Origin of the sequence: Aurantiacibacter aquimixticola (genome assembly GCF_003605475.1) — a bacterium.
Lineage (GTDB): Bacteria > Pseudomonadota > Alphaproteobacteria > Sphingomonadales > Sphingomonadaceae > Alteraurantiacibacter > Alteraurantiacibacter aquimixticola_B.
Genome location: NZ_RAHX01000001.1, coordinates 2,314,141 through 2,336,285, shown reverse-complemented (window position 1 = coordinate 2,336,285; position 22,145 = coordinate 2,314,141). Strand labels below are relative to the sequence as shown.

At 63.1% G+C, this 22,145-nt stretch carries 20 protein-coding genes and 2 tRNA genes; 6 read left to right on the top strand and 16 right to left on the bottom strand.

Going from position 1 to position 22,145, the window contains the following annotated elements; genetic code table 11:
• Positions 1-34: 34 nt before the first annotated feature.
• From D6201_RS11685 to D6201_RS11675, 3 genes are all read right to left on the bottom strand, one after another.
• A complete protein-coding gene (locus tag D6201_RS11685; RefSeq protein WP_120048929.1) occupies positions 35-595 on the bottom strand; it encodes a hypothetical protein in 561 nt (186 codons plus the stop codon).
• Positions 596-696: 101 nt separating this feature from the next.
• Positions 697-770: transfer RNA gene (locus D6201_RS11680), tRNA-Gly, on the bottom strand.
• 37 nt (positions 771-807) lie between these two features.
• A complete protein-coding gene (locus D6201_RS11675; protein WP_120048928.1) occupies positions 808-1,362 on the bottom strand; it encodes a heme oxygenase-like domain-containing protein in 555 nt (184 codons plus the stop codon).
• Positions 1,363-1,492: 130 nt separating this feature from the next.
• Here D6201_RS11675 and D6201_RS11670 point away from each other — a divergent pair, with 130 nt between their 5' ends.
• A complete protein-coding gene (locus tag D6201_RS11670; RefSeq protein ID WP_165853552.1) occupies positions 1,493-4,081 on the top strand; it encodes an HWE histidine kinase domain-containing protein in 2,589 nt (862 codons plus the stop codon).
• A gap of 6 nt (positions 4,082-4,087) precedes the next feature.
• Here the strand turns inward: D6201_RS11670 and D6201_RS11665 are convergent, their stop codons facing one another.
• The gene (locus D6201_RS11665) at positions 4,088-4,540 is read right to left on the bottom strand and encodes a MaoC family dehydratase (protein ID WP_120048926.1); all 453 of its coding nucleotides are present in this window, start codon (positions 4,538-4,540) and stop codon (positions 4,088-4,090) included.
• A gap of 61 nt (positions 4,541-4,601) precedes the next feature.
• Here D6201_RS11665 and D6201_RS11660 point away from each other — a divergent pair, with 61 nt between their 5' ends.
• The 3 genes from D6201_RS11660 to D6201_RS11650 all read left to right on the top strand — a co-directional run bounded on the left by D6201_RS11660 (position 4,602) and on the right by D6201_RS11650 (position 7,173).
• Complete coding sequence (locus D6201_RS11660) at positions 4,602-4,913, top strand: I78 family peptidase inhibitor (protein ID WP_120048925.1); 312 nt, start codon at positions 4,602-4,604, stop codon at positions 4,911-4,913.
• A gap of 62 nt (positions 4,914-4,975) precedes the next feature.
• On the top strand, positions 4,976-6,121 hold the full coding sequence (locus D6201_RS11655; RefSeq protein WP_120048924.1) for an acyl-CoA dehydrogenase family protein: 1,146 nt from the start codon (positions 4,976-4,978) through the stop codon (positions 6,119-6,121).
• Entirely contained in the window at positions 6,118-7,173 is a 1,056-nt protein-coding gene (locus tag D6201_RS11650) for an enoyl-CoA hydratase/isomerase family protein (RefSeq protein WP_120048923.1), read from the top strand. The genes D6201_RS11655 and D6201_RS11650 overlap by 4 nt, the downstream gene beginning before the upstream one ends.
• Here the strand turns inward: D6201_RS11650 and D6201_RS11645 are convergent.
• The 3 genes from D6201_RS11645 to D6201_RS11635 are packed head-to-tail and all read right to left on the bottom strand — an operon-like array spanning position 7,170 to position 9,744.
• The gene (locus tag D6201_RS11645) at positions 7,170-7,937 is read right to left on the bottom strand and encodes a fructosamine kinase family protein (protein WP_120049388.1); all 768 of its coding nucleotides are present in this window, start codon (positions 7,935-7,937) and stop codon (positions 7,170-7,172) included. The two genes, D6201_RS11650 and D6201_RS11645, sit on opposite strands and share 4 nt — an antisense overlap.
• A 20-nt stretch (positions 7,938-7,957) precedes the next feature.
• On the bottom strand, positions 7,958-8,422 hold the full coding sequence (locus D6201_RS11640; RefSeq protein ID WP_120049387.1) for a low molecular weight protein-tyrosine-phosphatase: 465 nt from the start codon (positions 8,420-8,422) through the stop codon (positions 7,958-7,960).
• On the bottom strand, positions 8,422-9,744 hold the full coding sequence (locus D6201_RS11635) for an alkaline phosphatase PhoX (RefSeq protein WP_120048922.1): 1,323 nt from the start codon (positions 9,742-9,744) through the stop codon (positions 8,422-8,424). The genes D6201_RS11640 and D6201_RS11635 overlap by 1 nt, the downstream gene beginning before the upstream one ends.
• A 274-nt stretch (positions 9,745-10,018) precedes the next feature.
• Between D6201_RS11635 and D6201_RS11630 the strand changes: the two genes are divergently transcribed.
• Complete coding sequence (locus D6201_RS11630) at positions 10,019-10,810, top strand: carbamoyltransferase C-terminal domain-containing protein (RefSeq protein ID WP_120048921.1); 792 nt, start codon at positions 10,019-10,021, stop codon at positions 10,808-10,810.
• Between the two features lie 6 nt (positions 10,811-10,816).
• Here D6201_RS11630 and D6201_RS11625 read toward each other — a convergent pair whose 3' ends face one another.
• The 8 genes from D6201_RS11625 to D6201_RS11590 form a co-directional block, all read right to left on the bottom strand.
• Positions 10,817-12,043 (bottom strand): alginate lyase family protein, encoded by a 1,227-nt coding sequence (locus D6201_RS11625; RefSeq protein WP_120048920.1) that lies wholly within the window; start codon positions 12,041-12,043, stop codon positions 10,817-10,819.
• Positions 12,043-12,816, bottom strand: a complete 774-nt coding sequence (gene kduD / locus D6201_RS11620) for a 2-dehydro-3-deoxy-D-gluconate 5-dehydrogenase KduD (protein WP_120048919.1) — start codon at positions 12,814-12,816, stop codon at positions 12,043-12,045. The genes D6201_RS11625 and kduD overlap by 1 nt, the downstream gene beginning before the upstream one ends.
• Before the next feature lie 21 nt (positions 12,817-12,837).
• Positions 12,838-13,470, bottom strand: a complete 633-nt coding sequence (locus D6201_RS11615) for an RpiB/LacA/LacB family sugar-phosphate isomerase (protein ID WP_120048918.1) — start codon at positions 13,468-13,470, stop codon at positions 12,838-12,840.
• An 86-nt stretch (positions 13,471-13,556) separates the two neighbouring features.
• Positions 13,557-14,834: a TRAP transporter large permease gene (locus tag D6201_RS11610; RefSeq protein WP_120048917.1), complete on the bottom strand. Its 1,278-nt coding sequence runs from the start codon at positions 14,832-14,834 to the stop codon at positions 13,557-13,559.
• Positions 14,834-15,307, bottom strand: a complete 474-nt coding sequence (locus tag D6201_RS11605) for a TRAP transporter small permease (protein WP_120048916.1) — start codon at positions 15,305-15,307, stop codon at positions 14,834-14,836. The genes D6201_RS11610 and D6201_RS11605 overlap by 1 nt, the downstream gene beginning before the upstream one ends.
• Positions 15,304-16,308: a TRAP transporter substrate-binding protein gene (locus D6201_RS11600; RefSeq protein ID WP_120048915.1), complete on the bottom strand. Its 1,005-nt coding sequence runs from the start codon at positions 16,306-16,308 to the stop codon at positions 15,304-15,306. Before D6201_RS11600 ends, D6201_RS11605 begins: the two co-directional genes overlap by 4 nt.
• Positions 16,305-17,105, bottom strand: coding sequence for a hypothetical protein (locus D6201_RS11595; protein WP_133304009.1), 801 nt, complete (start codon positions 17,103-17,105; stop codon positions 16,305-16,307). Before D6201_RS11595 ends, D6201_RS11600 begins: the two co-directional genes overlap by 4 nt.
• Before the next feature lie 2 nt (positions 17,106-17,107).
• Complete coding sequence (locus tag D6201_RS11590; RefSeq protein ID WP_120048913.1) at positions 17,108-19,954, bottom strand: TonB-dependent receptor; 2,847 nt, start codon at positions 19,952-19,954, stop codon at positions 17,108-17,110.
• 137 nt (positions 19,955-20,091) lie between these two features.
• Here D6201_RS11590 and D6201_RS11585 point away from each other — a divergent pair, with 137 nt between their 5' ends.
• A complete protein-coding gene (locus tag D6201_RS11585; RefSeq protein ID WP_120048912.1) occupies positions 20,092-21,777 on the top strand; it encodes a right-handed parallel beta-helix repeat-containing protein in 1,686 nt (561 codons plus the stop codon).
• A gap of 244 nt (positions 21,778-22,021) precedes the next feature.
• On the opposite strand, the gene D6201_RS11580 is transcribed toward D6201_RS11585, so the two are convergent.
• Positions 22,022-22,098, bottom strand: a tRNA-Met gene (locus D6201_RS11580).
• Positions 22,099-22,145 lie beyond the last annotated feature (47 nt).

The window sequence follows — 22,145 nt, the reverse complement described above, 5'->3', positions numbered from 1 at the left end:
GGAAAGAGCCGGATCGAGTGATCGACCCGGTCGATCAGATCGCCACGAAACCAGGCAGAAAGGCGATCACAGGAGCGGCGAGGAGCAATAACGGCCCGATCGTCCAGCGCAAAACTGCACGCGGAAGCTTTTCCCAGTCGGCACCCGCGAGCGCCGCCATGCCGAGCACTCCGCCCGCTGCCAGTCCGCCGCCAACGGCGACGGGGACAGGCATTTCGGTCAGAATGGCGAGTGAAATCAGCAAGAGCCCGCTCGCATCGGCGAGCACGCCCGCGAACAGCACCAGCGCCAATGCGCCGAGCGACCGTGTCGGCTCGCGCGGCGTCTCCGGCGCGCGCAGGAGGAGAACCTCCAGCCCGGCGAGCGCCAGCGCCGCGGCGACCAGCCAGGTGCGATGCTCCGGCGCCAGCCACGCCGACAATCCTCCGGCCAGCCATGCAGCCGCCGCGCTTGCAGCAATGGCCACCAGCGTCGCGATGGCCACCAGCGCCACAGTCGATGCGCCCGCCGCCGCAAATCGCGCCACGCGCACGGCCTCTCGCCCGGCCAAAAGAACGGCGGCAATGGCGAGGAAGGACAGAAAGAGCCCGGTCACTGGTTCGCAGCGAATGGAGCGGGTGGACTCGAAGCGCCAAACGCGGAGAGGGCGGCGAACCCCGCCAGCGGAACCGAAACCCGCGAAATGAACGAAGCGAATGGAGCGGGTGAAGGGAATCGAACCCTCGTCGTCAGCTTGGGAAGCTGCTGCTCTACCATTGAGCTACACCCGCGCATGGCCGCTGCCTTTGCCGCGAAGCGATTGCGCGGTCAATGGCGCGGCGCGGGAGCGACAGCGATTGCATCCGCCGCGTCGGAGAACAGGACAAAGCCCGCCTCTGCTCCGGCAACGGCTTTGGCAAATTGCGGTTCACTCATCGGCGTATCGCGCAGCCAGACTGTCAACGCCCGCCAAGCGCCGAGCCCGTCCCTATCCTTCAGGAAAGCCAGCGAAAGATCGCCTCGCGCTTTGTGCAATTGCGGTGCCAACTGCGCGTTCAGCGTCGCCACACCCAGCCGCGATCCAAGCACGGTATAGGTAAGTCCCGCATCGGCAAAACGCCCCTCCGGCAACGCAAGCGCGGGCTGCCTGTCACCAACCGGGTATGTACCGAATTCCGCAAGCTCGTGCGCCAGCATCGCACCAAATTGCGGCATAGGGTGATCGAGTTCGGCCTCGCAAAAGCGCGCCACGCGTTCGCCATACACCACCTCCGCCAGGGCATGTGCACGCAGGAAATCGCGATAGCCCTCGGGCCGATGCAGCGCGAAAGCTTCGTATTTCGCATCGAGCCGCCGATGCATCGCATCGGTCGTATCTTTCAAGGCTTTACGGGTATCTATGCGGCGCGCTCCAAATCCGATTGTTTCTTAATTTTCATGTATTTGCTCTATGTCAGTTTTTCTGCAAAGGACAGAACGGAAAAACCGGCTAGCAGAAAAGAGAACATACGCCGTGAATATCAACGTCTCGCCAGATGAGCTGTCCGTAAACAATTGCGATCGGGAGCCGATCCATATCCCGGGCGCAATCCAGCCGTTCGGGACGTTGCTGGCGGGCAGCCCCACGCTGGATACGGTGACGCATGCTGCGGCCAATCTCGGCGATCATCTCGATATCGCGGCAAAGAACGCCCTTGGCCAGAAGTTCACCGACATCCTGCCGGGCAAGGTGCTGCACGATGTCCGCAACATCCTCTCCTACCCTACCGCGACGACGCAGCGCGAGCGCGTCGGCGCGTACGAGATAAATGGTCGGGATTTCGAGCTATTCGCCCATCGCAACGGATCGAATCAGGCGATCATCGAGATCGAGGACTGTCAGGAGCGAGAACAGTCGGGCGACCGCGCACCGGTGGAGCAATCGCGCCTGTTCCTCGCCCAGGCGGCGACTCAACCCGATATCGAGAAGTTCCTCCGCGTTGCCGTTGTCGGCCTGCGCGAACTGACCGGTTTCGACCGCGTCAAGGCCTATCGCTATGCTGCCGACGGTAGCGGGGAAGTGGTTGCGGAATCGCGTGATCCGAAAGCGCCCAGTTTCTTCGGCCTGCGTTATCCGGCGTGGGATGTGCCTGCCCAGGCGCGCGCATTGCAGGTGAAGAACCCGGTGCGCATGATCAGCGACATCGATCAGGAGCCGGTGCCGGTCCTGACTCATCAGGAAGATACGGAGCCGCTTGACATGTCGCTTGCGCATCTGCGCGGCATTTCCCCCATCCATGTCGAATACCTACAGAATATGGGCGTCGGCGCGACGCTCACCATCGGCATCGTGGTCGACGGCAAGCTGTGGGGCATGTTCTCCTGCCATCACATGGAAGCGCGGGTCATAACCTCGGACGCGCGTATCGCGGCGGAATTGTTCGGCCAGATGGTGTCTCTGCTGATCAAGGAACGGCAGGAAAACGAGCAGGCCAGGGCGCGCAGCGATGCCGCGCATGCCCGCCAGAACATCCTCGCCCATTCCGATGCGGTGAACGACCTGCTGCACGCCTTCCCCTCCATCGCCGAGATCCTGCGCGAGCTGGTCGATTGTGACGGGCTTGCCGTGCTGCGCGACGACAAGGTGCAGACGGACGGCTCCGTTCCTTCGCACGAGGCGATCCGCGCCATCGGCGGCTATGCCGAGTGGGACGAAAATCTGCTGGAAAACACCGATTCCCTCGTCGATGCGAAGTGGCATCATGGCACGTCGGGTTTCGTGCCCGATCTCGATGGCGTGGCAGGCTGCCTGATCGTGCGCGCCACGGCTGCCTACCCGCTGCAGCTCATGTTCTTCCGCGACGAGATCGAAAAGACCGTCAAATGGGCGGGTGAGCCTAAGAAGGAATATGGCGAGGGCGAATTCGGCCCGCGCATCACCCCGCGCGGATCGTTCGAGGCGTATATGGTCGAACAGAAGAACCGGTCGAAGGACTGGTCCGCTTTCGACATGGCCTCGGCCCGCGAGATCCAGATCATGCTCACGCAGATCACGGCGAAAAGCGAGCGCGAGCAACTTTCGCGGCACAAGGATCTGGTGAGCCATCAGCGCCAGCAGGATCTGATGATCGCGGAGCTCAATCACCGCGTGAAGAACATCCTCGCGCTGATCCGCTCGCTATCGCGTCAGGCGAAGGATTCGGCCGCATCGTTGGAAAGCTATGCCACGGCTCTCGAACAGCGCATTTCGGCTCTGGCGGCGGCGCATGATCTGGCCGTTTCGGAAAGCATGCGCGGCGTGTCGCTGCGCGGCATTCTCGACACAGAGCTCGGCCCTTATCTGCATGCCGAGAATTCGCAGGCGATCCTTGCCGGACCGGTCGTCGGCCTGCGCGCGGATGTCGCCCCGATGATCGCGCTGGTCTTCCACGAAATCATCAGCAATGCCGCCAAATACGGCGCGCTTTCCGTGACCGACGGGATAGTGCAGGCACGCTGGAGCGTGGACGAGGACGGCCTGACATTCAGCTGGCGCGAGCTGGGTGGTCCGGAGGTCAAGGAACCTACGCGGCACGGCTTCGGCCGCAGCCTGATCGAAAAGGCGATCCCTTACGAATTCGATGGAGAGGCCAGGCTCGACTACGACCCGTCCGGCCTGAAATTCGATTTCAGCCTGCCCGCGCGCAATCTGGTCGATCTCGACAAGGACGCAGAGCCCAAGCTCGCCACGAAGGTTGCCGAAATCAAGCGAGTTGCATCCGGCAAGACGGCGCTGCTGATAGAGGACAATGTCGTGCTGGCAATGGACATGGTCGACAGCCTGTATCGCCTCGGCGCGGAGCATATCGAGACGGCGGCAACCATCGATTCGGGCATGAGCCTGGTGAAGACCATGGATTTCGATTTCGCGGTGCTCGACATGAACCTGCGCGGCGAAGTCGCCTTCGATGTCGCTATCGCCCTCAAAGAGCGCGGCGTGCCGTTCATCTTCGTGACCGGATATGGTTCGAAAATGGATATCCCGCACGATCTGGAGCGCGTGCCCGTTCTTACCAAGCCGGTCGACGACGGTACGCTTTCCAATGGTGTCGGAAAAATCCTGAACAGCGGCGAACGGAACTGACCCGGCTCAGTCGGGCCGCTTGTTCTGCAGGCTGGTCCGCTTGCATGACGCGACCAGCGTGCCGTCCTGATTGAACGCCCGGTGCGCAAAGGTGACGATACCTTGCATCGGTCGGCTCTTGCTTTCGCGCATGTCCAGCACTTCGGTTTCGATCCGTAGAGTGTCGCCGATGAAGACCGGCGCGGGAAAGCGCACTTCGTCCCAGCCGAGATTGGCCGCTGCCGTCCCCTGTGTGGTGTCGTTGACGCTTATCCCCACCATCAGGCTGAGCGTGAAGCATGAGTTGACCAGCACTCGGCCATATTCGGTGCCCTTCATGTATTCGGCATCCAGATGCAGCGCGGCGGGATTGTGCGTCATGTTCGTCATCATGACATTGTCGGTTTCGGTCACCGTGCGGCGCAGCGGATGATCGAACACCTGTCCGACGGTGAATTCCTCATACCACAAGCCTGCCATAACACTTTCCCTTCGGCGCGCCTCCTAGCGTGGCGCTCGCACGCGCGCTAGGCTGCCCCTCATGAAGCATGTTCTCACACCGCTCACCGCCGCGATCCTCGCCGCCTGCACCACCAGCACACCGCCCCCGTTCGACGATGACGGCAATCCGCGCACGCGGCCCGAGGCCGATCAATGCGATGCCGATGGCGTGCAGTATCACGTCGGCCACAGCGCCACCGCCGAGATGGGGCAAACAATGCTCGCGGACTCCGGCGCAAGAATCCTGCGCTGGGTGCCGCCGCGCACTGCGGTGACGATGGATTTCCGTCCCGATCGCCTGACCGTCAGCTATGACGACGACATGACCATCACGCGCGTGACCTGCGGCTGATGCGCGATGGTTGCACCTGCAACGGCTTCCTGACATGGAACCGGCGCAGGAGACACTAGCCGATGACCGGACAATTTCAGCTCAATGACGATCAGCTCGCCATTCAGGAAATGGCGCAGCGTTTCACCGCGGACAACATCACCCCGCATGCGGGCGAGTGGGACGAGAAACACCATTTCCCCAAGGATGTGATCAAAAGCACGGCGGAGCTCGGCTTCGGCGCGATCTATGTGAGCGAGCAATCGGGCGGCATTGGGCTCGGCAGGCTGGAAGCGGCGCTGATCATGGAAGCGATGGCCTATGGCTGCCCGACAACCAGCGCTTTCATCTCGATTCACAACATGGCCGCCTGGATGATCGACCGCTTCGGCGGGGACGAGGTGAAGGCAAAGTATCTGGGCGATCTCATCTCGATGGAAAAGCTCGCCAGCTACTGCCTTACGGAACCTGGCAGCGGCTCCGACGCGGCGGCGCTCAAGACCACCGCCAAACTCGATGGCGATCATTACGTCGTGAACGGCACGAAGCAGTTCATCTCCGGCGGCGGCGTGAACGATGTATATGTTACGATGGTCCGCACGGACGATCACAAGACGCGCGGCATCACCTGCCTCGTCGTCGACAAGGATACGCCCGGCGTCAGCTTCGGTGCACCGGAAAAGAAGCTTGGCTGGAATGCCTCCCCCACCGCGCAGGTCGTTTTCGAGGATGCCAAGGTGCCGGTGGCGAACCGCGTGGGCGCGGAGGGCGAAGGTTTCCGCTTCGCCATGGCCGGGCTCGATGGAGGGCGGCTGAACATCGGCGCGTGCTCGCTCGGCGGGGCGCAGCGCTGTCTCGACGAAGCGGTGACCTATTCCAAGGATCGCCAGCAATTCGGCAATCCCATCGCCGATTTTCAGAACACGCAATTCATGCTGGCCGACATGGCGACCGACCTCGAAGCGGCCCGCGCGCTGCTCTATCTCGCCGCCGCCAAGGTGACCGACAACGCGCCCGACAAGACGCGCTTTTCCGCCATGGCCAAGCGGCTCGCGACCGATAGCGGCAGCAATGTCGTGAACAATGCGCTGCAGATCTTCGGTGGCTACGGCTATCTTAAGGACTATCCGATCGAGCGGTTCTGGCGCGATCTGCGCGTGCATTCGATCCTGGAAGGGACGAACCAGGTCATGCGAATGATCGTAGGCCGGGATCTGCTGCGCCAATGACTAGCGAACTCAATATCCACACACATGGCCCTGTCGGCCATATCTCGCTCAATCGTCCCAAGGCGCTGCATGCGCTGACGCAAGGCATGTGCGAAGGCATCGGCGAGGCACTGCTCGGCTGGCGCGAGGACGATGCCGTCTCCGCCGTCATTCTCGACCATGCTGAGGGACGCGGCTTCTGCGCGGGCGGAGACGTGCAGCTGGTGCGCAACTCCGCGCTGGAAGATGGCGGCGCAGCGGGGCGGGCCTTCTTCCACGCCGAATATCGCACCAACCATCTGATGTTCACCTACCCCAAGCCAATCGTCGCTTTCATGGACGGCATCACGATGGGCGGCGGTGTCGGTATCTCACAGCCCTGCCGGTACCGGGTGGCGACCGAGAACACGATGTTCGCCATGCCGGAAGGCAATATCGGCCTGTTCCCAGATGTCGGCGCGGGCTGGTATCTGCCGCGTCTGCCGGGCGCGGTCGGCAAGTTTCTCGCGCTGACGGCTGCGCGGCTGGACGGGGCGGAATGCCTCTGGGCGGGCCTCGCCACGCATTATCTGGCGAGCGACACGCTGGCCGAGGCCAAGGCCCGGATGGTCGCGGGTGAGGAGCCTGGCGCCGTCCTCGATGCGCTGTCCGCCGAACCGCCCGAAGCCCGGCTGGCGGGCAATGCGGAAAAGATCGACTTGCTCTTCGGCTCCGATAAGCTCGAAGGCATTATCGCCACTCTGGAAGGCGACGACAGCGAATGGGCGGCAAAGGAATTGAAGGCCGTGCGCGCGAAATGCCCCGCGACCTCCAAGGTGGCCTTGCGGCAATTCGCCGCGAATGCCGATTGCGAGACCTTTGCCGACAACATGGTCATGGAATACCGCATCGCCAGCCGCATGATGCTGCGCCACGATTTCATCGAAGGCGTGCGCGCCGTGCTTATCGATAAGGATAACGCCCCAAAATGGGTGCCGATCGAGCCTGAAGGCGTGACCGAGACGATGCTCGACGAAATCTTCGCAGCCGAGCCCCAAGGTGGCGAATGGACGCCATTCCCGCAGCTCGCCTAGACTTTCAAGGCCGTCAGCGTTTTCTCGATGACTGGGCGATAGCTGTTACCGAACAGCGCCAGGTGCACCAGCATCGGCCATAGCGCGTAGATCGGCAGTCGCTTTTCCCAGCCCTGCGTAAGCGCGCCTTGCACGAAGAGCGCATCCGGCGGGTCGTTCACCCACGCAAGCATGGCGAAATCGACTTCGCGATCACCGAAATAGCAGGCCGGGTCGATCAGGGCCGCAAGCCGTCCGTGGTGGAAGAGGATATTGCCGCTCCATAAATCGCCGTGCAGCAGGGCGGCAGGCGGATTGGCGGGCAGCAGGTCCGGCAGTCGCGACGCCAACGTCTCCAGACGCCTGGCCAGTTCTGGCGGAAGGTCCGGGCAGAACGGAAGCAGGCGGCGATCGGCCCAGAAGGCGGGCCATTCCTCGCTTCGTGTATTGTCGATCGAGACTGCGCCGAAGGCGTAATTCTCGTGCCAGCCGTAAAGCTCGTCCCGCGGCGCGTGCAGCAGCGTCAGGTCGTGGGCGAGCGAGGTCCACCCCGCCCTGCCATCCCCCTCGACATAATCCATGATGAGCAGATCGCTCTCGGCGTGGCGGACATTCGGCGAGGGCGCGCCGGTCGCCGCCATTGCGCGCAGCATCCGCCCTTCGCGCTCTACCAGCGGGCCGGTCTTCGCAACCACCGCATCGCCGTCGAGCCCAAGCCGCGTCGCTCCGCCGAGATCGCCGCCCGGCAGGTGTGCGCTGGAAAGCACCCTGCGGCCAAGGACCATGGAAACGCGCGCCTCGAGCGTCAAACCGTCAGTCGAGCAATCAGCGCATCCGCCGCTGCGCGCACATCTCGCCAGGTGACCTCGAACCCGTCATCCGCGCCATAATAAGGGTCGGCCACCGCTTCACCTTCGCGTCCTGGCACGATGTCCAGCAGAAGCCCAAGCTCGGCCGTCGCGTCCCCAGGGGCGATCCGGTGCAGATCGGCCAGGTTCTGCGCATCGAGCGCGAAGATACGCGTGAAGCGCGTGAAGTCGTCGGCGGAGACCTGCCGCGCGCGAAGGTCCGATATATCGACGCCTTCCGCACGCGCCGTGGCGATGGCGCGCGGATCCGGCGGATTGCCTACATGCCAGCCGCCCGTTCCCGCGCTGTCGATCTCGATTGTTAGCCCGGCGCGCTCCGCCGCCACCCGCATCGCGCCTTCCGCCATGGGCGAGCGGCAGATATTGCCGAGGCAGACGAAGAGAACCGACGGCTTTGCGATCACGTCGGCCAGGGCCCGGTGATCGCCAACGTCATCGTCGGGCTGTAGGCGTTGACGAACATCGTGCGGCCATCGGGCGAGAAGCAAGCGCCCGCCAGCTCGGTCTGCATGTTGAGCAGCGCCAGCGCATAGGCCTCGCCCGTCGGTGTGATCCCGCGCAGATGGTTCTCGACATGGTCCTTGTAGCTGTCCTCGCACACGACAAGGTGGCCGTTCGGGCCGACCACAATGTTGTCGCCGAAGCTGTATTCGGCCTCCGCCGGGCTTTCGTAGAACAGCGAGAAGGCGTCGGCATCGCCGCGGCCTGGCCGGAGGCGGAAGATCTGTCCTTCATTGGCCGCGCCGCCGCTGGTGGCGGTGAGATACATCTCGCCATCGCCCATCCAGATGCCTTCGCCGCGCGCGATCAGCGCCGCGCCCCGCGCGGCGGCGCGGTGGCGCAGATCGTCATCGGGTGCCTCGACAATGTCCATGTCGATCCAACTGGCGCGCGCCGTCTGGCCGACCGCCATGTTCGCGCCATTCCAGTTCCGCGTGTCGGTGATGCCATCCATGAACAGCGCCATCGCCTGCAGCTTTCCGCCGCGATGCAGCTCGCCGGGCGCGTTCGGGATGAAGCGGTAGAGGACCGAGTCCTCGCGATCCTCGGTCAGATAGACAATGCCCGAGCGCGGATCGACACAGGCGGCTTCGTGGTTGAAGCGGCCCATCGCGGTGAGCGGGCGAGGCTCGACAAGTCCCGGCGCGGCGGCGGGGATTTCGAAGATCCAGCCATGGTCCTGGCTCAGCCGACCACCGGCCTGGTCCATGGTCGTGGTGTTTTCCTCGCAAGTCAGCCAGCTGTTCCACGGCGTGATGCCACCGGCGCAATTGCGGATCGTGCCTGCAAGGCTGCGATATTCGCGCTCGACCTCCAGCGTCGCGGCATCGAGCACCAGCGTGGTCGTTCCGCCGGGCAGGCTGACGCCGTGGTCGATGCGGTCGAATGCCGGGCCATCGGGGATCTCGCCGCCATCATGCTGCGGCTGCAATTCGTGGTTGCGAACCAGCGCCAGCTTGCCGGCGCCAAGGTCGAAACAGCCCATGCCATCCGCCCGGTCCGGCACGGTGCCACCATCGCTCATCGCATCGCCGAGGCGCGAGATCACACGGTAGGAAAAGCCCTGCGGCAGGTCGAGCACGCCCTCGGGATCGGGTCTAAGCGGCCCCACCGGGGACCCCTGCGCCATCGGCCCGGTGGTGGCGCGCGCCTGTCCGCCGATCAACAATCCACCGAATGCCACGCCCGTAGCGGCAAGAAACCTGCGTCTGTCCGTAATCATCTGTTCGACCCCGTAATCCGAATCCGTCTGTCGCAGCTATATAGCGAGAAACATGGCCCCTGTATTACGGGCTTTGGTGATGTCCCCGCAATCGCGTGGCCGCGTATCGCTGGGCGATGCGCGCCGCTTTCGCTGGCGCTCCTCGCAAACGCAGCAATCGACAGAAATCTCCTGATTATTCTGGGTCTCAACGCCTTCCACGGCGATTCCTCGGCGTGTGTCGTGGTCGATGGCGAGCTGAAGGCCGCGGTCGAGGAAGAGCGTTTTCGAGCGCGTGCATGTCAAGTCGGCTGCAGGCGATGCCGGCGGCGCGATCGGTGCCGCTTTCGTCGCCTGGCGCAATGCGGGCGGCAAGTGCGATTTCGTGATGGACGATGCCTTCTGGGGGCCGAGCAGCGAGGCCGACGAGATCGCCGCCCTGCTTGCCGATCGCAAGGAAGAGCGGGACGCTGCCGAATGCTCGGTTTCCATCGAGCCGAACGAAGCGAAGCTGACCGAGAAGGTCGCCGCCGCCATTGCCGACGGCAAGGTTATCGGCTGGTTCCAGGGCCGCGCCGAATGGGGTCCGCGCGCGCTCGGCAATCGCTCGATCCTCGGCGATCCGCGTTGGGCCGACATGAAGGACATCCTCAACCGCAAGATCAAGCGGCGCGAAAGCTTCCGTCCTTTCGCTCCGTCGATCCTGAAGCGCGCGACCGGCGAATGGTTCGAGGAAGTCGACGATGTCCCCTTCATGATGCAGGTTTTCCAGATCCGCGAGGAAAAGCGCGAGGAAATCCCCGCCGTCACGCATGTCGATGGCTCGGGTCGGTTGCAGACCGTTAGCGCCGACGCCAATCCGCGCTATCACCGCTTGATGGAGGCATTCGAGGCGAAAACAGGCGTACCGATCGTGCTCAACACCTCGTTCAACGAGAACGAGCCGGTGGTGAATCTGCCGGTCGAAGCGCTGAATTGCTTCCTGCGGACCAAAATGGACCTGCTCGTGCTCGGCGACACGCTGGTGGAGCGCGCCGATAGCGGCGATGCCGGAGCGAGCAATACGCGCGAGACCGAAGCGGCCTGAGCCGGTTCAGGGCAACTGGCGCAGTTCGCCGGGTACACCATCAGGCGCGAAATAGAGCAGTACACGCGCGGAGCGGTCACGCATGCGATCGACCCGTCCGCGCGCCAGATCGGTGTCCTCGAACGGCCAGCTTTCAGGCGCGGCGGCGTAGCGCTGCAGGAAATCGCGTGCGGTCGTCAGGCTGCGTCCATCGGCAAGCCGCGCATTCCACAGATCGAGGTCGAGACACTCGGCAATCGTTGCCAGCCGTGCCGCGCCATCGACCACGAAATGCGCATAGTGCCAGCTGCGCGTGCGTGACAGCTCCTCGATAAAGCGGCCCTGCCGGTCCATCTGCACGCCGATCCGATATCCGGGAAAGGCGCGCACGACATTGGCGGCGGCATCCGGCGCGCCTGCAAACAGAGCGAAATGCGCGAGGTAGAAATCGAAGAACACGCCGTGATTATTGCGCTTGCGCATTTCGTCTTCGCCATTCTCGCTGGTGGCCATCCAGACGGCGAACTCGCCATACCAGCTGCGAATGCCGGCGCGCTCCTCGGCGCTCAACGCACCCGATGGCGCCATCAGCCCAAGCGCTTCGGCGATGGTCGAAAGGTCCGACGCCTCGATGATGCCCTCGCCCCGCCCGTTCACGCGGCCCGGTATGCCTTGCGCAAAATCGAAATGCGGGTTCATCCGCGTCGCGGGATCGAGAAACCAGGTGCGCGCCAGCATGGCGGCATGCTGCGCAAACCGATCATCGCCGGTGGCGTGATAGCCGAGCGCGAGCGCTTGCATGTCGGCCGCGAGATTGCGCAGGCGGTTCTTGTCGAACTCAGGTCCGTCGCGCTCCGGGTTCACCTCCCCGTCGCGGCGGGTGTAGGGCATCCCATCGCTCTGCGAGGTATCCGGCCACCAATACGGACCGATCGACGCGTAATCGTTGCGCGTTGCGCCCGGAACGGTGCGCGGTTTGTCGGTGACCGAATATGGACCATTCGCCAGTGCGGCTTCGGCGTCTTCGATAACCTCGGGGCGCATGTCGCCGCTCGTCACAGCCTCGATCCAGCGCGGCCGCCAGAGGAATGTGCGCGCGCCGCCGAAATCGGCAGCATAGCCATTGACCCCGCGGCATTGCGGAGCGCCCTCGGCAGGCGAGAATGCGGGGACGGTGACCGATGCGTCCTGCGCCTGTGCCGGAGCTGCGAGGGCCAGCGCCAGCAAGCCTGCTGCCGACAGGGCGCGAAACATCAGCGCGCCAACCAGCCGCCATCGACGGGGAGGATATGGCCCTGCACGTAATTTGCCGCATCGCTGGCGAGGAAAACCGCCGCGCCACCGATATCGGCGGGATCGCCCCAGCGTCCCTCCGGGATGCGCTCCATGATCTGGCGATTGCGCGTTTCGTCAGCCTGCAACGCGGCGGTGTTGTTGGTGGCGATGTAGCCGGGCGCGATGGCATTCACATTGATGCCCTTGGGTGCCCATTCATTCGCCATCAGCTTGGTCAGGCCGCCCACACCGCTCTTGCTGGCGGTGTAGCTCGGCACGCGAATGCCGCCCTGGAAGGTGAGCATGCTGGCGATGTTGACGATCTTGCCGCGCGTGCCGTCCTGACTGGCCCAGTCGGTCATGTGGCGCGCCACCTTCTGGCTAAGGAAGAACAGAACCTTCAGGTTTACATTCATCACCGCGTCCCAGTCCTCTTCGGAGAAATCGAGCGCGTCCTCACGCCGGATGATGCCAGCATTGTTGACGAGGATGTCGATCCGGCCGAGCGCATCGAGAGTTTCGGACACGATCCGGTCGCACGGCTCGATGGAGGACAGGTCGGCGGAGATCAGATGCGCGCGCACGCCTTCCGCCTCCACCAGCTTCTGCGTTTCCGATGCATCGCTGCGCGCCACCACGGCGATATCCGCTCCGGCCCGGGCAAGCGCCACCGCAATGCCCTGGCCGATTCCGGTATTGGCACCGGTGACGAGAGCCACCTTGCCCGAAAGATCGAATGCGTTGCTGCTCATGCTGCTACCCCGCCGTCGCGATCACAGGCCGCGCAGATAGTCGGCGATCGCCTGGTCCTGGCAATTCGCGTAGAAAGTGTCGTTGAACTTCTCGCCTGCAATGGCTGACTTCAGCAGGTCCTGATCGACATTCTTGAGGACCGTCAGCATGTCGTGACAGGTCTTTGCCTTCAAGTCGGCGAGCACGCCGCGGTTCTTTTTCATGATCGCCGCGCGTTCCTTGGGATAGCCCACTCCGCTTTCGCCCTCGAACAGCTTGCGATAGCAATCCTGCAGGTTGAGCTCCGCCGCCCAGCCGAAGCCCTTGGCATAGGGCATGGCGATGGCGTTGCCGTCATTGATCTGCGCGAACAGGAAGGCGTCGGTCGGGTCGATGATCAGGCCGCAGAACACGCCGGGCATGGCGTTCGCCGCCAACATCGACCCGGTGCCCGTGCCGCAGCCCGTCACCACGAAATCCGCCGCGCCGGAATTGAGCAGGATGCCCGTCAGCAGGCCGACCATCGGGTAAGTCACCTGCGCCTCGTCCTCTGCCGTGTACATGCCGTAATTGTGGACTTCATGGCCGAGCGGCTCGACCACGCTTGTCAGGGCATCGTGGATGATGCCGTTCTTGGCAGCCTGGCTGTTTTCATTGATCAGGGCGATTTTCATGGGATTTCTCACTGTTCATAGCGTTCAGATATAGATCGGAGGTAACCGGTGTCAGAGATCGGCGCAAGCGTGGTGTTGCGCACGATCTACCACAGCGATGGCAGCCAGAGCGACAGGCTCGGTACGAAGGAAACCAGCACCAACGCCGCGATCAGGGTGAGATAGAACGGCCAGATCGTCGCGACCATCTTCTCGATCGGCACGCCGCCGACCGCCGATCCCACGAAGAGCACCGAGCCAACGGGCGGGGTCACCAGTCCGATGCCCAGATTGAGCATCAGGATGATCCCGAAATGCACAGGGTCGATCCCCGTCGCCATCGCCACCGGAAGGAAGATCGGTGTGGTGATGACGATCAGCGGTGCCATGTCCATGAATGTGCCGAGCGCCAGCAGCATCAGATTGATGATCAGCAACGTCAGGATCGGGTTCTGCGTGATCGCCGCGATCAGACCCGCCAGCGCAGCGGGCACTTCCAGCAATGCCAGCGCGAAGCCGAAGGCGGTGGCCGCGGCGATGATGAACAGCACCATGGCGGCCGTGCGTACCGATTTCTGCGCCGCTTCCCAAAAGCCGCTCCAGCCCAGATTGCGATAGACGAAGGTGCCGACAAGCGCGGTGTAGATCACCGCGATGGCGCTGCTTTCCGTCGGTGTGAAGATGCCGGACAGGATGCCGCCCATGATCAGCACGCCGGTGAAAAGGCCGGGAATGGCGTAGACCAAGGCTCGGATGAACGCGCGCCAGCCCGGGAAATGTCCGCGTGGCAGGCCGCGGCGGCGCGCTACCGCCCATGTCGTCACCATCAGCATCCCGCCGGTGAGCAGTCCGGGTACGATGCCGGCCAGGAAAAGGTCACCGATGGACACGCCGATGCCCGATGCGGCGGCGTAGATGATCATGTTGTGCGATGGCGGAATGAGCAGGCCGACGATGGCCGCGGTGACGGTGACGTTCACCGCGTAGTCCCGGTCGTACCCCTTCTCGTCCATCAGCGGCACCATGGTCGAGCCGATGGCGGAGGCGCTGGCGATGGCGGAGCCCGATACAGCACCGAACATCATGCTCGCCCCCACATCGACGAGACCGAGCCCGCCCCGGACGCGCCCGAAGGCGGCGTCGGCGACGCGCACCAGCCGCTCGGCAATACCCGATCGGTACATCAGGTCGCCCGCAAAGATGAAGAACGGGATCGCCATCAGCGTGAACACGCTGATGCCCGCCGCCATGCGCTGCACCGCGACGATGAGCGGAATGTCCGCCACCGCAAAAGTCGCGAGCGCCGCGCCGAGCAGTGCGAAGGCCACCGGGACGCCGATGGCGAGCAGCAGGAACAGCACGCCGAAGAGAACGAAGATCTCCATCAGCTGTGCTCCTCGGCAAGACGAACGCGAATGCGCGCGATGGAAAATAGTGTCATCAGCAATCCGGCGAACGGAATCGGCAGGTAGGCGAAGAGGCGGCTGATCCCGAGCGATGGGATGACGTGGATGCGCACTTCCCAGGCCAGCATCGCACCGTAGATCGCGAAGATGAGCCCGAAGACTGCGATCAGCACATGAATGCCGATCCTGAGACGGCGCGTGCCATGTCGCGAGAAACGCCGCTCGAGCAGCTCGATACGAATATGAAATCTCTCCCACACACCTGCAGCGGCAGCGAGGAAAACGTACCAGATCATCAGCACCAGCGCCGTCTGTTCGGACCAGGACGGGCTGGAATCGAGCACGAAGCGCCCGAAGACCTGCCAACCGATCACCGCCGTCATGGCGACGAGGCCGCCTGCGGCGATCTTCACGAGCCAGTCTGCCGCACGTTCGCTCATCGGCTGTTTCATGCCGTCCCCCTCATCGCCATGATCCGCTCGACCAGCTCACGCTGGCGCGGCAATGTGAGCGAGGCATCCCACATGCCGGTCATCGCCTCGGCAAAGGGCGCGGGATCGACTTCATTCACCTCGACGCCGGAGGCGAGGACGATCTCCCGGCTCTTCTCGACCTGCGCGTCCCACAGGCTGCGCATATAGGGCACCGAATCCTTGGCCGACTGGCGCACGATCTCGCGATCGGCTGCGGACAGATCGTCCCAGCTGGCCTTCGACATGACGAAGACCTCTGGCGCGAGCAGGTGGCGCGTGAGGCTGTAATAGCGCGCGACTTCGAAATGGCGGCCGCTCTCGAAGCTCGGCCAATTGTTCTCGGCGCCGTCGATCACGCCTTGTGCAAGGCTCTGATAGACCTCGTCCAGCGGCATCGGAACGGCGTCGGCACCGAGTGAACGGACCATGTCGATATACAGGTCGGAGCCGGGTACGCGCAGCTTGAGGCCGCGCATATCCTCTGGCCGCGTGATCGGCCCGCGCGTGTTGTAAAAGCTGCGTGCCCCGGAATCGTAGAAACACAGGCCGATCAGGCCATGCCGTTCGAGCGAAGCGAGGATTTCCTCGCCGATTTCGCCATCCACCACGGCGCGCATGTGCTCGGTCGTCTCGAAGATGAAAGGCAGCGCGGCAACGATGGTCAGCGGCTCGATCGAATTGAGCGGCGCAAGGTTGACGCGATTGAAGTCGAGACCGCCGAATGTGGTGATCTCCAGCGTGTCGCGTTCATTGCCAAGCTGTCCACCGGCGTAGATGCGCAGGGCCAGCCGCCCGCCGGTCCGCTCGCTCAACAATTCGCCGAAGCGGCGCACGGCTTCCACCGTTGGGTAGCCGTTCACATGCGTGTCGACGCTGGTGAGCAGCCCATCGCCCAGGCGACTGCTGCATCCGGCCAGCAGCCCGCTTGCCGCAAGCCCGGCGAGCGCGGCGCGGCGGGAGATAAGCGGGCCAGCGCTCATGGGCGCGGAAGCGCTTTCGTCAGGCGCAGGTCGAAACTGCCGAGATCGCCGAAGTCGATATGCGAATGCGCGCCGATCTCGGCTTCGTGAACGCCGGTAATCGCGCCGGACGAGACGAATGTGCCGGGAATGACGTCCAGGTTGCGGCGTCCGGCCGCTTCGAGAAGGAAAGCGAGCGCCGCCTCCGCATCGGCCGTCGGTTGCTCCAGCCGCTTCTCACCGATCGTCTTACCGTCGATCATACACCGCACCGTGACGGGACCGGACAGATCTCGCCAGTTCTCGACTTCCGCCCCGATCAGCAGGCCGTGATTGTTGCCGAAATCGCAGATGACTGCGACCGGCCCGTAATCGTTGATGTCCGGGATGGGGCTGCTGGCGATTTCCGCTCCGATGAAGAGCCGGTCCTCGTCCCGCGTCGCGCCCAGCTGGAAAATGAATTCCGGCTCAATCGCAGCGAACCCTCCCTCGAATACCGGCATGTCGGCGGCTGCACCGTCGGTAGGCACGCGCTGGACGCTGCGGGCGAAGATCGGACCCGCCAGGCGCTTGTCATCGAACCTATCGAGATAAGCAGGCGGCACGCCGCCCACTTTCCAGCCCGCGACCGTATCATCCCATGCGCGAATGGAATTCGCCTGCACGCGGTAGGCATGCTCCAACGTTTCGGGCAGCATGGAAGGAGGCCCGGGGAGCGCGCGTGCCTGCGCCCTCGCCCGGGTCAGTTGCGCCGAGACTTCGTGAAGTCCGGCGGGCAGCTCCTCATGCATCCGCGTATCCCTTTCGCGTGTGGCCAAGATCAGAACCTGCCGCGCAGGCCGATGAAGTACCGTGTGCCGGAAAAATCCGATTGCGCAAGGCTGTCACGCGTGGGGCGGTACAGAAGGTTGGGCTCATCGAGGATGTTCAGCACCTGAAAACGCAGTTCGACATTATCGATCAGATCGTAGCTTGCGGAGAAGTCGAGGAAGCCCTGATCGCCAGCGAAGCGGTTCGACGTGCTGCGGAAGGGTTTGAAATAATCGGAACGCCATTTGTAGGCGATGCGGGTGCTTAGCGGCCCGGTCTCGTAGAACAGCGTGGCGTTGGCGGAATGCTTCGAATAGCCAGGGATGTTCGCCGGCTCTATGAAGTCCGCCAGCGTCTCACCACTGCGGCCGATCGTCGGATCGGGAAATTCGAAATTCGAATCCGCGAAGTTGTAGCTCGCCTGGAACCCCAGACCGAAGTCGAACTGGTGCTGTGCGGTGACCTCGAAACCGTAGATGCGGCTCGTATCGTCCGAATTCACCGTTCGCGCAATCTCGACCGGGGTGTCCACACCGTTCACCACCACGTTGATTGTGCTGACATCGGTATCGAACCCGGTCTGCAGGCTCTTATAGTATGCGGCGACCGAGAGAGATGTCGTCTCTGCGGCATACCACTCGAACGAAACGTCGCCGTTCCAGCTTTCCAGCGGTTCGAGGAAGGGGTTGCCCGCCGCCGAAATCGCCTGGCCAATGGTTGCCGCATCGGATTCGTTGTCGATATCCAGCGCCGCCGTCATCGCTTCGGGATCGGGCCGGGCGATGGCGCGATAGGCCGCAAGGCGGAGCAGCATATCGGGGTTCAGCTCGAGCGTCAGGTTCGCGCTCGGCAGGAAATTCCAGAAGGAATTTGTCTCCGTGTTGATGATCGGGTCGCCAACGGCTTCGATGTCGATCGTGCCCGGATCGTCGCCTGGCGTCGTCGCGAGCGCACTGCTGATGCCGAGCGACGTGATTTCGGTATGCACGGCACGAATGCCGACATCGCCGCGCGCCGGAAGGCCGAACAGGGTCAGGTCGAGATCGGCCTGCACATACCCTGCCCACGTCTCCTCGGACACATCCGTGTCGTCGGTCGAAAGGGTGGAGCCGATCGGCAGGCCCGCGTCGCGATCTTCCGTAAGCGCGAAGAACAGATCGTACGGATCGAAGCTCGCGAAGGTTAGCCCGGTCATGGACGTGTCGGCGCCCTCGTAGAAATTTTCGACCGGAAACGGGATGCGCGAGCCGACTGCAGCATCGTCGAATATGCCGTTTTCAAGGATGATCGGATCGGTGCGATCGCTGGAACTGCGATCGATGCCGTCATCGCGTACGCGCTGCCTGTCGGCGTAGCGCACACCCGCACGGATCGCGGCGAGCGCGCCGTCGAAATCGTACTGCCCGTCGAAACGGAAGGCCAGAATGTCGTCATCGACATTTTCCTGGCGACGACGGACGCGAAGTCCATTCGTATACTGATCGTAATTGTTCAGGTCGAAGGCGCCGTCGATGTCGTCCTCGACATCGCTGACATCCAGGAATGTAAGCACGGGCACTTCGACATCGCGGAAGTCGAGACGGAAATCGACCCGGTCGTCGGTGCGGATGCGGATGTCGAGCTCGTCACGACGGCGCTCGGTCTGCGAATATCCGGCATCGACGGCAAGCGTCAGCCGGTCGATTTCCCATTCGACGTTTGCACCGAGGCCGATATATTCCTCCGTCTGGTCCTGCCGGAACGGATTGATCTCGAGCCGAGTTTCCCCTTCCCACGCCAGCAAAGCACCGGTCTCACTGACGGCGAGCGGCGTGATGCGACGACGCCCGTCAGCGATGATAAGGTTCTGCCGGTCCTCCCGCTCGTCGCGATAGGAGTATTGCGCGTCGATATTGATGTCGAGATTGTTGGCCGGCTGCCACTGCACGGCGCCGAGCACGGCATCGCGATCCGAATTCGTCTCGAGCGCGCGATAGATGTACTGGTTCGACACAAAATATTGCGGTCCGGAATTGTCGGGATCGAAATCGCAGTTCGATCCACCATCCTGCGAAAAATCCTGATTGCAGACGCTGTAGGTCGAACTGCTGGTGAAGATATCTTCAGGCGAAGTGTCGCGGCGGATCTGCCCGCCGATGGCGATGCCGAAATCGCCCATTTCGCTTTCGAACTGCTCGACGAGCGAGGCCGTCAGGCGCTGGCTGAAGGGATCGCCGTCGACGACGCGATCCTCGTAATCGCTATAGCCGAGCAGGCCCTGCAACTGGAAGCGGCTCTTGCCGTAATCGAGCGGGCGCAGCGTTTGCAATTCGATGATGCCCGATACCCCGCCTTCGATGAAATTGGCCTGCTGCGATTTGTAGACGATGGCGCCGTTGATCAGCTCGGACGGGAATTGTCCGTAATTGACGTCGCGCCCGTCACTGCCAGAGGTCACCTCTCGGCCATTGAGCACCGAGGACCCCAGGAACGCGCCGAGGCCGCGCACGGACAATTCGGATGCGCCGCCCTTGAACCGGTCGGACGTCACGCCGACGATACGCTCCAGCGTCTCCGCAACCGAAAGATCGGGCAGGTCGCCCACATCCTCGCCGACGATGGCATCGCCGATGACATCGAGATCGCGCTTGGCATCGAGGGAGTTTTCGATAGTCCGGGCAATGTCCCCGGTGACGACGATCGTATTGGGATCGGCAATGGCGTCTTCGACGACCTCTTCGTCCTCGTCCGGCGATACCACCTGGGCCTGCGCGACACCGGCAGGCGTCAGCAACACGGCCGAAGCCAGAAGCGAGCCCTTCAAGACTGCGCGGTTGCGCCCAGCGGGCACGGCGATACTCTTCGCGGAATGACGCATGGTTCCTCCCTCCCATTTGCGTTTCGCGCAGCAACTGGCAGCGCGAACCGGTTTTTGACACCGGTTACCCTTATGTTTGACACCGGTGCCATTGCGCGTCAATACCCCAGACAAAATCACCGTGGAGAGGAGCGGTCATGAAAATCAGCTATTTGTTCGCAAAAGGAATTCTGTGCGCGACGAGCGCTTTTGCAATTACGGCGTCGGCTGGCGCGCAGGATATCGCGACGGACTTGCCGGACATTCTTTCGGATGACGCGGACGCGCCATACCTGCCCGATTTCTCCTATGCGGGGTACGGATACGGGCTCGAGCCTATCCCCAATGTCTCGCGCGTGATCGACGTCGCCGATTATGGCGCAATGCCGGATGACGGCGTGGACGATAGCGCCGGACTCAAGGCAGCCGTAGCCGCCGCAGCCGAGATCGGCGGTCCGGTCCGCGTGCAGCTCGCAGCCGGACGATACCACTTGACCGAGATTTTGTGGATCGAAAGCGACGGCATCGTGCTTGCCGGCATGGGCAGCGGCGAAGGCGGAACGGAGCTGCACATGCCGCGCCCACTCAACCAAGTCGACGATGGCGGCGCGCTCGATGAAGTGCGTGTCTATCTCGAGCGGTACGACAAGCGCGAACGCCAGCCCGAGAACAATTTGGACGTACTCTTTTCCGAATATAGCTGGAGTGGCGGTTTCGTTTGGGCCCGCTACCCCGGCGGTCGCCACGCGACTTATCTCGAAGAAATGGATCGCCCGATCGAAACCGTCACCGAAATCGCATCGGGCACTGTCGGCGAGCGCCAGCTGACCGTTGCGGACGCCAGCGCCCTGTCCGTTGGCGATGTCCTGCAGATCCACTGGCACAACCGCGCGGGTGAGAACGGCCCGCTCATCGCCGAGATCTACGGTGAGGATCGCTCCGCATTTCCCGTCGGCAGCAGGCATTGGGAATTTCCCGATCGACCGCTTGTACGACAGGCCACCCGGATCGACAGTATCAGCGGGAACAGCGTGACCATCGCCGACCCCTTGCTGCACGACATTTCGGACGCCCTGCCCGCCTATTTCGCACGCTGGGACCATCTGAGCGAAGTCGGCATCCAGGACATCGCCTTCATTTTCCCCGAAAACCCCTATTTCGGCCATCACAATGAAAGCGGCTTCAATGCGATCTATTTCACCGGCGTGCACAATGGCTGGATCAGCAATCTGCGGATCGAGAATGCCGATAGCGGCGTGCTGACGGACGATCTTGCCAATGTGACGATCGCGAATGTGCGGACCGAAGGCGACCACACCGCCCATTATTCCGTGCATATCGGCAACGTGCACAACGTGCTGGTGACCGGCAACGAGGTGTTCAACCCGACGGTTCACACTTTCAGCTTCAACACGCAGTCGACAAAGTCGGTGTACCAGCGCTCGACGGGATGGACCGATCCGACGCTGGACCAGCATGCCGGAGCCAACCACCAGAACCTGTACGATCAGGTCAGCGTCCACGTTCGCCCGGATAGCGAGACCGACACAGGCGTGCCCTCCTACGATCTGTTCCGCGCGGGTGGCGCCGGATACTGGAAGCCGGGCCATGGACGATACAACACGATCTGGAATCTCGAGGTCATCGCACTTGGCGGCGTGGCGCCGGACCAACCTTTTCGCATTCTGGAAGCCAGCGGCGGACCGGACGCAAGAGTGATCGGCATGGCTGGCAATCGGGAGCTGCTGCTGGATTACACGCCCGCACCCTACACCGAGGATCTCAACGCTCGGCAAGTGAACGTGCCGTCGCTGTACGACTATCAGTTGAGCCGGCGGCGCTGATCTAACCGGCGACTGCGGCCGAACGGTGGCGGTCGCCGGCATCATCCCGATGATGGTTCCCGAGCGGACGGCGCGCCTGTCGTTGTCGAACGCGACGGGCCAGATGTCTGCGCCGGATTGCTGGTGATCTGCTCGGCAAGACTGTTCACGCCACCCTTCAAATGAACGCTCACCGTATACCCAGACGCAAAAACGCCCGTCAGCGTGAGCTGCGAGCGGAATAGGATATGCGATCGGGGCACGGTGGTTGCGGGAGTTGGATTTGAACCAACGACCTTCAGGTTATGAGCCTGACGAGCTACCGGACTGCTCCATCCCGCGGCACCGTTCTCTGGCGTCTTAGAGACGCCAAAAGGGCCGTCCTCGCG